This is a genomic window from Seonamhaeicola sp. ABD4_175 (assembly GCF_056160885.1).
The window spans coordinates 440,494-454,216 of the sequence record NZ_JBSWYC010000002.1; the positions used below are offsets into that span (position 1 = coordinate 440,494).

10 protein-coding genes are annotated in these 13,723 nt (G+C 33.3%); 7 read left to right on the forward strand and 3 right to left on the reverse strand.

Annotated elements, in window-relative coordinates; genetic code table 11:
* Positions 1-78: 78 nt before the first annotated feature.
* From ACXAG4_RS08280 to ACXAG4_RS08290, 3 genes are all read left to right on the forward strand, one after another.
* Positions 79-852, forward strand: a complete 774-nt coding sequence (locus ACXAG4_RS08280) for a membrane metalloprotease (protein WP_475295613.1) — start codon at positions 79-81, stop codon at positions 850-852.
* Between the two features lie 26 nt (positions 853-878).
* Positions 879-1,463, forward strand: coding sequence for a porin family protein (locus ACXAG4_RS08285; protein WP_475295614.1), 585 nt, complete (start codon positions 879-881; stop codon positions 1,461-1,463).
* A gap of 94 nt (positions 1,464-1,557) precedes the next feature.
* Positions 1,558-2,019: a hypothetical protein gene (locus ACXAG4_RS08290; protein ID WP_475295615.1), complete on the forward strand. Its 462-nt coding sequence runs from the start codon at positions 1,558-1,560 to the stop codon at positions 2,017-2,019.
* Positions 2,020-2,100: 81 nt separating this feature from the next.
* Here ACXAG4_RS08290 and ACXAG4_RS08295 read toward each other — a convergent pair whose 3' ends face one another.
* Both ACXAG4_RS08295 and ACXAG4_RS08300 read right to left on the reverse strand, forming a co-directional pair.
* On the reverse strand, positions 2,101-3,426 hold the full coding sequence (locus tag ACXAG4_RS08295; protein WP_475295616.1) for a Gfo/Idh/MocA family protein: 1,326 nt from the start codon (positions 3,424-3,426) through the stop codon (positions 2,101-2,103).
* 20 nt (positions 3,427-3,446) lie between these two features.
* A complete protein-coding gene (locus ACXAG4_RS08300) occupies positions 3,447-4,850 on the reverse strand; it encodes a 3-keto-disaccharide hydrolase (protein WP_475295617.1) in 1,404 nt (467 codons plus the stop codon).
* A 142-nt stretch (positions 4,851-4,992) separates the two neighbouring features.
* Between ACXAG4_RS08300 and ACXAG4_RS08305 the strand changes: the two genes are divergently transcribed.
* Positions 4,993-6,024, forward strand: a complete 1,032-nt coding sequence (locus tag ACXAG4_RS08305; RefSeq protein WP_475295618.1) for a substrate-binding domain-containing protein — start codon at positions 4,993-4,995, stop codon at positions 6,022-6,024.
* Between the two features lie 58 nt (positions 6,025-6,082).
* On the opposite strand, the gene gyrB is transcribed toward ACXAG4_RS08305, so the two are convergent.
* The gene (gene gyrB, locus ACXAG4_RS08310; RefSeq protein WP_475295619.1) at positions 6,083-8,023 is read right to left on the reverse strand and encodes a DNA topoisomerase (ATP-hydrolyzing) subunit B; all 1,941 of its coding nucleotides are present in this window, start codon (positions 8,021-8,023) and stop codon (positions 6,083-6,085) included.
* Positions 8,024-8,697: 674 nt separating this feature from the next.
* On the opposite strand from gyrB, the gene ACXAG4_RS08315 reads away from it, so the two are divergent.
* Genes ACXAG4_RS08315 through gatB/aspS form a run of 3 tightly spaced genes read left to right on the forward strand, consistent with a single transcriptional unit; the run spans position 8,698 to position 13,696 of the window.
* On the forward strand, positions 8,698-8,952 hold the full coding sequence (locus ACXAG4_RS08315) for a hypothetical protein (RefSeq protein ID WP_475295620.1): 255 nt from the start codon (positions 8,698-8,700) through the stop codon (positions 8,950-8,952).
* Positions 8,953-8,954: 2 nt separating this feature from the next.
* On the forward strand, positions 8,955-10,355 hold the full coding sequence (locus ACXAG4_RS08320) for an amidase family protein (protein ID WP_475295621.1): 1,401 nt from the start codon (positions 8,955-8,957) through the stop codon (positions 10,353-10,355).
* Positions 10,355-13,696, forward strand: a complete 3,342-nt coding sequence (gatB/aspS, locus tag ACXAG4_RS08325) for a bifunctional amidotransferase subunit GatB/aspartate--tRNA ligase AspS (protein ID WP_475295622.1) — start codon at positions 10,355-10,357, stop codon at positions 13,694-13,696. Before ACXAG4_RS08320 ends, gatB/aspS begins: the two co-directional genes overlap by 1 nt.
* The last annotated feature ends 27 nt before the right edge of the window (positions 13,697-13,723 follow it).

Below are 13,723 nucleotides of genomic sequence, written 5' to 3' on the forward strand. Positions count from 1 at the left end.
TAGCATTTGTAACATATGTTATGGTAAAACAGCTGTCATGCATTTGGCAGCTGTTTTTAACAATAAAAACTATAAAAAATGAAACTTAAAATTATAACCTTACTGGCTTTTTCACTTCTATTTTTTGGCTGTACAAAAGATGATGACAGCGCTAACACAAATACCAGTGTAAATAAAAATATAAACAGGCAAGAAACGGGTAGTTCAGCCAATGACATTTTATCTAGCAATACTTTTAAAAGCTTGTTTATAGAATTAGTGTATGTTGAAGGTTTTGAGCCTACACAAACTGCCATTAACAATTTAGTTTCATTTATAAACAACACCTCTAATAAACCAAACGGTATAACAGTACAAAAACGCGCTATACCAGCTACAGGAAAAGATACGTATACAATTAACGAAATTGCTGATATTGAACGTGAACAGCGCCAACTTTACAATACAGATACGCAAATAGCTATTTGGGCATTATTTGTTAATGGGAAATCTAGTAACGACTCTAACAACACCGTTACGCTTGGTAGTGCTTATTGGAATACATCATTTGTAATTTACCAAGAAACTATTGAAAACCTAAGTAATGGCCCTTTTGAACCAGAAAGAACATTACTTGAAACCACTGTAATAACCCATGAGTTTGGGCATTTATTAGGTTTAACTAATGCCGGTACAGATATGCAAAATGATCATGAAGATGAAGAACACCCCAGACATTGTAATGAACAAGATTGTTTAATGTATTGGGCTGCAGAGTCTGGTGCTTCAATTAGCAACATGTCTAACATGAATACGGCCCCACAGCTAGACGCACAATGTTTAGCCGATTTAAAAGCCAATGGCGGAAAATAAAAACATTAATCCCTAAATTATATATTATGAAAACTAATTTTTTAACAGTTATTGCAATTTTAAGTTTTGTGTTTTGCTTACATGCACAAGACAAAGCCACATCAAACGCAGGTATTAAATTTGGTTACAATTTAGCCGCCGTAAGTTTTGATGGTGAAACCGAAACTAGCCAACGTCACGGTTTTCATGCCGGGTTTTATGGCGAATCATTTTTATCTGAAGCATTAGCACTTCAAATTGAAGTTTTATACTCACAACAAGGTTATGAACTTAATGATGGTAGCGGAACTTTTACCCAAAAGCTAGATTATATTAACATGCCGCTACTTTTAAAAATTTATCCTGATAATAATTTTTATTTAGAAGCTGGTCCACAAGTTGGTTTAGCCATAAATCATAAAGAAGAGTTTGATAGTAACTTTAGCTTATTCAGCACATCACAAGAGTTTGATCCTAATAATTTTGATTGGGGCGTAAACCTTGGCGCTGGCTTTAAAACAGATTCTGGCGTAAGCTTAGGTGTAAGATATCATTTAGGCATGGGTAGCGTTTATGATGAAGGCGACCCACAAAATAGAGTATGGCAATTCTCATTAGGCTTCGATTTTTAAAAAAATTTAAAAAAGCGTAGGGTAAACACAACTGTAAGTGTCTTATTAATGAAAAGCGTTTAAAACGCCTTTGTTAAACTAAAAATGTAATATTATGAAAACACTAAAAACAGTTATAGCAGCTTTACTTTTTACAATGTCATTTTCAATATATGCTCAAAATAATGAAGATACAACTAAAAATGCTTCAGTAGATAAAATGAGCTATTATGAAAAACGCGCTAAAGAAGACGCTAAATTTGAACAAAAGTTTAAAGCTGAAAACACCACCGAAGAAGAAAGCTTTTGGGAAGAACAAAAAGCGTATGAAAAAGAGCTAAAAAAACGCGACAAAAAAGCTTATAGAGCATATATGCGAGGAAAAAAAGATGCGTACGCTGAACATTATGAGCATTGTGATAATCATTGTCATCATGGACAACATTACTACAGTCATGCATCATTTTATTACTACAGATATGACAACCATTATTATGAAAGATACCCAAACCGAGGCACAAGTATAAATACCAGTATTCGGTTAAGAACACCTCGTGTTAGTGTTGGTTTATTTTAAATCATAAAAAAAGCTTCCTAAAATTGGAAGCTTTTTTTATAAATATTAACCTAGAATAATTTCAAGATGTTTTTTAAAAAATTACAGTGTTGGTTCCCAACCTTTTTCGTACTCACGTTTCCAATGCTTCATGGCTTTTTTATTACCTTTAACTTTACCTGTTTGTGTATCAATATTAATTGTTTCACCTACAAATTGGGCCATATTCCCGTAGTGGCATAACGCTGTACTTATAGCTGCATCGGCAATTGGTGAGTTTTGTTTTTCGCCTACTCTAATAGCATTAAAAAAGTTACCAATATGCTTAACATCTAAACTACCAGCTCCTGCGGTATTTAACGTTGCACTCTTTTCTTTTTCATCAACTTGTTTAATTAATTTACCATCTAAACCAAACAATTGGTAACTATTTCGGCTCAAAGTAATTGTGCCTTTACTACCATAAATAGTAGCGCCTCTACCAGGTTGATTTGGCAATACTTTACCACGGCTATGGCCAACCCATTTTATGTACTTATCATTATCAAACTCATAAAAAACTTCTTGGTTATCGGTAAATTCCCAATCATCATCATACGTATATTTACCGCCAAAAGAGGTTACTTTGTTGGGTAAATTTAAACCAAGTGCCCAACGGCAAACATCAATTTCATGCGTACCATTATTGTGCACTTCACCAGTTCCCCAAGTTTTAAACCAATGCCAATTATATGGGTGAATATTATCACGGTATTCCTCTCTTGGAGCTGGACCTTGCCATAAATCCCAATCTAAAGTACTTGGTACTGCAACAACTTTACCTTTGCCAATTGAGCCACGATTATTTGAATAATAAGCTTCACCTTTATAAGCTTCGCCTATAATACCTTCTTTTATTTCTTGAACCGCTTGCTGACTTGTTATAGCTGAACGTTGCTGGTTACCCATTTGCACTACTTTGTTGTACTTTTTTTGTGCTTTTACTAACAACTCATTTTCAAAAAGATTGTGGCTACACGGTTTTTCAACATACACATGTTTACCTGCTTGCAATGACGAAATAGCCATAGGCGCATGCCAATGTTCTGGTGTTGCAATAAAAACAGCATCAACATCTTTATCTTCTAAAACCTTTCTAAAATCTTTTTCAACCTTAGCTTTATAGCCTAGCTTTTCAAGCATCCATTCATTGTTCTTAGCTATAATATTATCATCAACATCACAGGTGTAGATAATTTTAGCATTAGGATATTTATGAATAGCTTGCATTAAAGATTTTGCTCTACTACGCACACCTATAACAGCTACATTTACACGCTCATTAGAGCCTAAAATGCTACTATTTGCAAAACTCATACTTGGTAAAACTGTAGCGGCCAAAGTGCCGGTAGCTGCTTTTTTTATGAATTGTCGTCTTGTTGGGTTCATATTGTTTAATATTTTTTAGTTTAGTTGAATTCTCTAATTTTTATACTTCTGAAATGTACCGTATCTCCATGATCTTGTAACAAGATATGACCTGCTGGCCACTGACCAAAATTATCCCATTTTTTATATTTACTGTAAGCAACAAGTGCTCTAAACATATGCGAAAAACGATCGTATTCAATTACTTTTTCGTTGTTTAACCAATGCTCTACTTTGCCGCCGTTTACAATAATTCTGGCTTTATTCCAGTTACCAATACCTTTAAATTGTTTACTTCTTCCTTCAACTGTATAACCTTCAGCAGTCATTAAATCGTATAAAGAACCTACAGTTCTGTTGCCGTTTGTACCTTTTTTAGCATCTGGGTGCTTTTTATCATCTAAAATTTGAAATTCACAACCAATTGCAGAACCTGCGCCTTTATTCAAATTAGGGTCAACAAAATATTTAATACCACTATTAGCACCTTCGGTTATTTTAAATTCTAATTCTAATTCAAAATTGCTAAAAATATCAGTTGTAACAATATCACCAGGACCTGTAGACTCGCCTCCATCGGTAGCCAAAACGGTTAAAACACCATCATTCATTTCCCATCCTGAAGGCGGAAAATCATCACGTTTAGCACCACGCCAACCGTTACTTGTTTTGCCATCCCAAAGTAAACGCCAACCATTTCTAAGTTCAGTATTAGTTAAAGTGTTAACCAAATAGCTCATTTCTTTAACCTCAGGATCTTGTGGTGTTTTACTGTTTTCTAAATTATTGGTTTTAATTCTTATGTTACGCCATTTTATTTGCTTACCATTTTTTTGGTTGTTACCTCCAATTGCATGTACTTGCAGGCCAATAAAACCTGAAGCCGTAATATCATCTACCAAATTGGCACATTGAACGCCATTTATAAATGTTTTAATTGAATTACCAATAGCTTCAATGCGGCAAGAATTCCACTGCCCATTTTTGAAAGCTTTTCTACCTTTTTCATTTAAAGAAAGTGGGTATAACCAACCGCGTCTGGCTTCATCAAAAATACCTCCACTAAAACCACGGCTACTAGGGTCTAATTCAAATTGATAGCCATGAACGCGTCCGTTATTATAATCTTTAAAACTATTAGACCTGAATTGAACACCAGTATTTAGAATAGGGTCTACCATAACTTCAAACTCTAAAATAAAGTCTGAATACATGTCTTTTGTACATAAAAAACTATTGGGTGTTCCCTTTATTGATGTACCTACAATGGCGCCGTTTTCTACTTTATAATCTGCTTTGCCATTTAACTGTTTCCAACCTTTTAAATCTTTTCCATTAAAAAGTGATTTCCACTCGCTATTATTAGCTTGCGCATTAATTTTAACAGACATTACTAACGCTAAAGCTAGCGTAAACAGTATTCTGTAATTTTGTTTTACATTCATTTTAAATTAATTAATAATTATATTATTTAGTTTTCGTGTGCGTGCACGTAAAATTATAAATTTAGTTTTACTATATCAAATAAATACAGTTTTTTATGTTAATTTGTAGCGTTAAAATATGCGTTTATAATAGTTTAGAATATTGACAACAATAAAAGACATAGCAAAAAAAGCAAACGTTTCTACAGGAACGGTAGATAGAGTAATACATAACAGACCTGGCGTATCAAAAAAAACAAAAGCACATATAGAGAAAATTATTAAGGAACATAATTTTCAAATAAATACAATTGCCAGTACTTTGGCATTAAATAAAACATACAAAATTGCTGCATTAATACCCGAAGCTAGCACTGAAAATGAATTTTGGAGCGCACCAAAAAAAGGTATAGAAAACGCTACTGAAGATGTTAAAAACTTTAGAGTAAGCACCTCTTTTTTTATGTATAGCCAATTTGATAGCGCTTCATACAAAAGCGCTTTTAATGCAATTATAAATAATAATTTTGATGCTGTTTTAATAGCGCCTATTTTTCAAAAGGAAACTATTGATATTGTTAAATTGCTTGACAAAAAAAATATACCATATGTTTTTATAAACTCTCAAATAAATGGTTTGAAACCATTGGCTTTTATTGGACAAAATTCTTTTAAAAGTGGTTATTTAGGAGCTAAACTTATGCAAGTAATGGTACCTAAAAACAGTAATATTTTAATTCCTGTATTTAGGCTAAATAAAGGAAACCATACTTCAATAAACGAACGCATTAATGGTTTTAAACAATATTTTGAAGAAAAAAAATATGCTGTAAATATTATTGAAGTAAACATACCTAGTTTTACAGATTTTAATAGTATTACTGAAAAACTAAACCTTGCGTTTAATAGTACATTGTTTAATGGTGTTTTTGTACCATCAAGTAATACGTTTTTAATTTCGAAGTATTTAGAAGCTTCAAACACTAAAAATATGAGAGTTATTGGTTATGACACGAGCAAAAAAAACATAGCTTATTTAAAAAATGATACAATTGATTTTTTAATATCTCAGAATCCATTTTCTCAAGGCTATGATGGTATTAAGCTTTTAAGTGATTATTTGGTTATGAATAAATTACCAGAGTCTCACTATTATGCTCCTATTACTATAATTACTAAAGAAAATTTAGATTAAACAAAAAGCCTCGTTTTAAAAACGAGGCTTTTCAAAAAAACTGTCTTATTTAGTGGTATTACGCATCAATATTAGCGTAAATAGCATTTTTCTCAATAAAATCTCTACGTGGCGGCACCTCATCACCCATTAACATAGAAAAAATTCTATCAGCTTCAGAACCGTTATCAATTTGTACTTGCCTCATGGTTCTAAACTTTGGGTTCATTGTTGTGTCCCATAGTTGCTCAGCATTCATTTCTCCAAGACCTTTATAACGTTGTATTTTGCTACCTTCACCAAATTCTGCAACAACTTCATCTCGTTCTTTATCACTCCAAGCGTAACGTTTTTTGGCTCCGCGTTTTACTAAATATAATGGCGGTGTAGCAATGTAAACATGCCCACTTTCAATCAATTCTTTCATATATCTGAAAAAGAATGTTAAAATTAAGGTTGCAATATGGCTACCATCAATATCGGCATCACACATAATTACAATTTTATGGTAACGTAGTTTTGAAAGATTTAAGGCTTTACTATCTTCTTCTGTACCAATGGTAACACCAAGAGCTGTAAATATATTTTTAATTTCCTCATTTTCAAACACTTTATGTTGCATTGCTTTTTCAACATTAAGAATTTTACCTCTTAACGGTAAAATAGCTTGAAAATTTCTATCTCTACCTTGTTTGGCTGTTCCGCCCGCGGAATCACCCTCAACTAAAAACACCTCACATTTTTCTGGATCTTGTTCTGAACAATCACTTAATTTACCAGGTAAACCGCCAATACTCATAACGGTTTTACGCTGTACCATTTCGCGTGCTTTTTGTGCGGCATGACGTGCTTGTGCTGCTAAAATAACTTTTTGTACTATTGTTTTAGCATCATCAGGATGTTCTTCTAAATAATCGGTTAACATTTCAGATACGGCCTGACTTACTGAAGCAGACACCTCTCTGTTTCCTAATTTAGTTTTTGTTTGGCCTTCAAACTGTGGTTCTGCTACTTTAACAGAAACAATGGCTGTTAAACCTTCACGGAAATCATCTCCAGAAATATCAAACTTTAACTTATCTGTTAAACCAGATGAATCTGCGTATTTTTTTAATGTGTGTGTTAACCCACGACGAAAACCAGATAAGTGCGTACCTCCTTCGTGTGTGTTAATATTGTTTACGTATGAGTGTAAATTTTCAGCATATGATGTATTGTAAATCATGGCAACCTCAACAGGAATGCCATTTTTTTCACCTTCAAAAGCAATAACATCTTTCATTAAAGGCTCTCGTGTAGCATCTAAATATTGAACAAACTCTGTTAAACCAGCTTCAGAATGAAACGTTTCTGTTATAAATTCTCCTTTTTCATCTTTATGTCTTAAATCTGTTAGTACTACGGTAATACCTTTATTTAAGTAGGCTAACTCACGCAAGCGGCTAGCTAAAGTATCATAGTTATACTCTAAAGTTTGTTGAAATATTTGCGGATCTGGTTTAAAAGTTACCACAGTTCCTGTTAGATCTGATTCGCCTACAGTTTTTACAGGGTAAAGTGTTTTACCACGCTCATACTCTTGTTCCCAAATTTTACCTTCTCTGTAAACGGTTGCCTTTAAACTTTCTGAAAGTGCATTAACACAACTTACACCAACACCGTGTAAACCACCCGATACTTTATATGAATCTTTATCAAACTTACCACCGGCACCAATTTTAGTCATTACAACCTCAAGTGCAGAAACGCCTTCTTTTTTATGTAAACCCACTGGAATACCACGTCCGTTATCTTCAGTAGTAATAGAGTTATCTTCGTTTATTGTTACTTTTATGGTATCACAATGTCCTGCTAATGCTTCATCAATAGAGTTATCAACCACCTCATAAACCAAATGGTGTAAACCGCGTACACCAACATCACCAATATACATTGAAGGGCGCATGCGTACATGCTCCATACCTTCTAATGCTTGAATACTATCAGCCGAATAATTATGCTTTTTAGCTTCTTCGCTCATACTTTTATATTTATTTTATTTTTGCTTTTTTTCTGCGCCAAGGCAAGTTAAATTTATGTTGCAGCTATTTTACTTATTACTGCAGTTAGAATTTTGTTTACACAAAAAATGACGCATCATTTCATCGTCATTAAAAACAAATATACGAAATAAAAAAGCGATTTTAACGCTTTTAAAAGAGTTTATACAAAAATTATTAACAATTACTGCAAATTAAAAAAGCTGCTTAAACGCGCTAAAAAACACCTTAAAACAAATTTTCAATATAACGCCTTAAAACTTATTTCAACAAAAACATAAAAGCGCCTTACAACGCATGTTTTATGAACAAACTTTTATAAATTAAGTTTACTTTTAATTGGCTTGTATTAAACTATTACAATATACACTCTAAAAACACTTATTATTTTCACAATTAACTTAAACAGATTACAATTTAAAATCATTTTTTTTAGCAATTCTTTAATTATGAAATACGCCTTAAAAAAAATTTAGTTACTATGCATATTCTAACTATCTTTGGAGCAATAAAAATGAGACATATTAATAACAACAATAATAATTTCAATAATCCTAATTGTTAGGATTGGAAGGTTATTGTTTAAAAATATATAAAAGCCTTCCAATAACGGAAGGCTTTTTTTAATCTAAAAAAGTTAGTAATGAGCAAAATTATGACAGTCGACATTCTGTCGAGTATTAAAGACGCTAAACCTTCTGAAGCCGTTAGCAAATTGTTTGATGTTATAAAAAATGCACATGCCACAAACAATACATTTAATACCAATAAAAGTAATGCTGTTTCTGTTAGCAGTTTAAGAGATGATGTTGTTATTGAAAGCTCTGAAACAGAAAAACAAATTATAAAAGACAATTTTCCTAAGCAGAAAAAAGGATATTTAGTTGTTTCTAAAGTTATAGAAGAATAAGTATGGATTCTCAAATACGCTCATTACACAATAAACTTACAAGCAAAGAAATTTCTTGTGTAAGTTTAGTTAAAGAAAAATTAGCACTTTTAAAAGCCAATACACACAATACCGTTAATAGCTTACTTGATGATATAGCTATTAATTTAGCTGAAAAAGTAGACCGAAAAATAGCAAATGGCGAACCTATTGGCTTGCTAGAAGGCATACCTTTTGGTATTAAAGATGTGTATATGGTTGAAGGCACGTACACTACAGCTAGTTCAGATTTGTTAAAAAAATACAAATCGGCCTATACTGCAACATCCATAAAAAAATTATTAGATGCCGGCGCTATACCTTTAGTAAAAGAAAACTGCGATAGTTTTGGCCACGGCTCATCTAGTGAAAACACCATTTTTGGCGCTGTTAAAAACGCCAAAAACCCAGAGCTTGTTGGTGGCGGCTCTAGTGGCGGTTCTGCTGTAAATGTTGCTAAAGATTTTACCGTATTCTCAATAGGTGGTGATACCGGCGGCTCTGTACGTCAACCTGCTGGTTATAATAGCATTTATGGTTTAAAACCAACGTATGGTCGTATTTCTCGCTACGGTTTAATGGCTTATGCCTCATCAACAGATTGCGTTGGGCCAATTGCAAAATCTATTGAAGACATCCGTATTGTATTAAATGCTATGAGTGGTAAAGATGTAAAAGATCAAACCACTTACGCTTCTTCAGAAATTGAGCAAAATGCAGTTTTAAATACTGAAAATATAAAAACCGTTGGCTATTTTAAAAACTTTGTTGACAGTAATGCTATTGATGAAAACATCAAAAAAGATTTTCTTTCAACTATTGAAAAAATAAAAGCAAAAGGTATTGAAGTAAAAGCTTTAGATTTTTTTGAAGCAGATACTTTAGTTTCTACCTATTATACATTGGCAATGGCCGAAACCGCCTCTAACCTTTCACGTTTAGATGGCACAAATTACGGCAACCGTATTGACGCCGATAATTTAAAAGAAAGCTATTCTATTACGCGTTCTGAAAACCTTTCGGAAGAAACAAAACGCAGAATTGTTGGTGGTAATCAAGTACTATCGCAAGGATTTAGTGATGAAATTTACTTAAAAGGTTTGGCTTTAAGAGACCAAATTTCTCAAAATTTTGAAAAAGATTTTAATGAAGTTGATGTTATTGTTTCACCTGTAACGCCAATGGCGCCACCAAAAATTGGCGACAGTTTAAAAGACCCACTAGCCATGTATTTATCTGATGCTTATACCGTTGGTTTTAGCTTAGGGCAATTACCAACTTTAACAGTTCCACAAGGCACTGAAACAGGCTTACAAATTACGGCTGCTAAAAATAATGATGAACTTGTTTTGAAGTTTGCTAACTTCTTAAAAGACATACTATAATGGATTTAGAGCAATTAAATAACGCACTAAAAGCGCACGAACTTGAATTGGTTATTGGGCTAGAAACACACATTAGATTAAATACAAAAACCAAATTATTCTGCTCGTGTCCTAATGAGGAAACAGATATACCTAACCATCATATTTGCTCTGTTTGTACTGGGCAAATGGGTGTTTTACCTGCTGTAAACAAAGAAGCCATTACCAAAGCTATTTACTTTGGAAAAGCAGTAAAATCTACTTTTAGCAATGAGGTTATTTCTTGGGATAGAAAGCATTATGAATACCCTGATAACCCAAAAAACATTCAAATTACACAGTTTCATAATCCGGTAATTCCAGACGGACAAGTAGCGTGTTTTAGAAACGACGGTAGTGAATTTACCGTAAATTTAACACAAGTACATATTGAAGAAGATGCCGCTAAATTAATGCACGAAAAAAACGTGTCTTTAGTAGATTTTAATAAAGCCGGCGTACCTTTAATTGAAATTGTTACAGAACCATGTATTAGAAATATTGAAGATGCTTCAACCTACGCGCAATACTTACAACGTATTGTTCAAAACTTAAAAATTTCTGAAGCTAATCTTGAAAAAGGTGAGTTCAAATCTGATGTTTCGGTATCTTTAAGAAAAAAGCATAGTTATGAACTTAACCCAAGAACCGAGATTAAAAACCTCAATTCTTTTAAATTCATGACCGAAGCTTTAATTGAAGAAATTGGTAAACAACTCAACTACTTTTTAGAGCATAAAAAATTTAGACCAGACCAAACTACTGTTTTATTTGATGCAGATTTAAAGCAAACCAAAACCATGCGTAAAAAAGAGTTTGAAGCAGATTACCGCTTTATCTCTGAGCCAGATTTACCTTTTGTAAATATAAAAGACGTTGTTAATGCTATTAATGTTGATACTAGCGCACTACCCCACGCCGTTGAGCGTATTTTAATTAAAGGTGGCGTGCTACCTCAAGATGCTAAGTTTTTTACCGCAGATGCCTTACGTTCTCAAACATTTGTTACCATAAACAATGTAATTAAAGAACCGTCATTTGTTGCTAAAACGCTAACCAACAATTTAAAACCAGAAGATTACGCCAACATTAAAAACATCAATGATTTTATTGAAGTTTTCAGTTTATTTAAAGAAGATAAAGTTACACCTGTTTTAGCACAAAATGCTATTTCAAAACTTATTGAAAATCCAAACTTCAACTATAAAACCTATTTTGAAGAAAACACCATTTCTGAAACCACTATAAACAATGCTATTGCTAAAGTAATTTCTGAAAACGAAACCGTTGCTAACGATATTAAAGCCGGAAACCAAGGAAAAGCTGGTATTTTAGTTGGTAAAGTTATTGGCATTATTGGTAAAGGCGCTTCAGGTAAAGTTATTCGCGAAAGTATTTTAAAAGTACTTTCGGGTAAAAATGATGAAAAACAAAATACCGAAATTCACAGTAAAAAAACATCAATAGCCAACAACCAACAACCAACAACCACACAAAAGGAAGAGGTTTTACCAGAAATTCCTTTAGTTATTAAAGATGAATACAGAACCCATATTGCATCGCAACTATCAGAAGATGCTATATCACAAACTGTAACATTAGCAGGTTGGGTTTCTAGTGTTAGAGACCACGGTGAATTAATGTTTATTGATTTACGAGATTCTAGTAACGAAATTTTCCAAGTGCGTTTAAGCAGAGAAACCTATGGTAATATTGACGATTTAGTAAAACTAAAACCAGAATCTGTTATTATGGTTACGGGTATTATTGTAAAACGAAAAGAAGACGATTTTAACCCAAGCTTAAGAACAGGCACTATAGAATTAGAAACATCTGCTTTAGAAATTTTAAACCTTTCAAAAACCCTACCTTTTGAGATAAAGCGCGCTTTAAAAACTAATGAAACCACACGTTTTCAGTATAAATTTCTAGACCACAGAAACCAAGATGTACACCGTGTTATTAGAAACCGCCACAAGGTTATAAAATTAATACGCGATGTTTTAGATGCACAAGATTTTCTTGAAATTGAAACACCAATTTTAAGTGCAGGAACAGATGAAGGTGCACGCGAATTTATTGTACCTTCACGTAAAGAACCCGGAGCGTTTTACACCTTACCACAAGCACCTCAACAATTTAAACAAATGCTTATGGTGAGTGGTTATGAAAAATATTTCCAAATTGCACGTTGTTTTAGAGACGAAGATTCTCGTGGTGATCGTCAACCAGAATTCACCCAATTAGATATTGAAATGGCTTATGCCAGCATGCAACAAATTATAGATTTGAACACCAAAATGTTCAATGATATTGTTACCAAAATTTATGGTAAAAAATGGATTTTAAAACCTTTTGAAGTTTTAACCTACAAAGAAGCCATGGACAAGTATGGTTGTGATAGACCAGATCTTCGTTTTGGTCTAGAAATGCAAGACATTACAGCTATTGTAAAAGATACTACTTTCCAAGTATTTAGCAAACCTATTGATGAAGGCGGTATTGTTAAATGCATAAAAGTATCAGCTAAAGATCAAGGCAAAAAACGCATGTCTAAAGGGCAAATTGAAAAGCTTACTAGTATTGCCCAAGAACATGGCTTAGGCGGACTTGCTTACATTATTGTGAATGAAGACGATTTACAATCACCTATCATTAAGTTTTTAGGCGAAACTATCGCGGCCAATATTATTAAAGCAACAAATGCTAAAGTTGGAGACATTGTATTTTTCTCAGCTGCAGATTATGCCACAGCAAACAAAGCCTTAGATGCTGTTAGACAAGAAATGGGGCGCATGCTAAACCTAATAAACGCTAAAGAATTAAGACCTGCTTGGGTGGTAGATTTTCCTATGTTTGAAAAAACCGACGAAGGAAACTGGACTTTTACCCACAATCCCTTTTCAATGCCAGCAACCTATGATATTGAAAAACATATAAACGGTAAAGAAGAAGAAATTGGCAAAATTATAGCCCAACAATATGATTTAATTTTGAATGGTTACGAAATTGGAGGTGGCTCTGTGCGTGCGCACAAACCTGAAATTTTAGAAGCCACATACCGTAACATGGGGTACAACAAAGAAGAGATGATGAAAAGTGTTGGCACCATGTACAAGGCATTCCATTATGGCGCGCCACCACACGGTGGTATTGCTTGGGGTGTAGACCGATTAATGATGATTTTAGAAAAGAAAGCATCAATTAGAGAAGTTATGGCTTTCCCAAAAACAGGAACCAGTGAAGATTTACTATTTGGGGCTCCATCACTTTTATCTGATAAAAAGGTAGAAGAAATGAATGTAAAAGTTATGAAAAAATAATATTTCAAACTTAGCTTATCGCTTTTT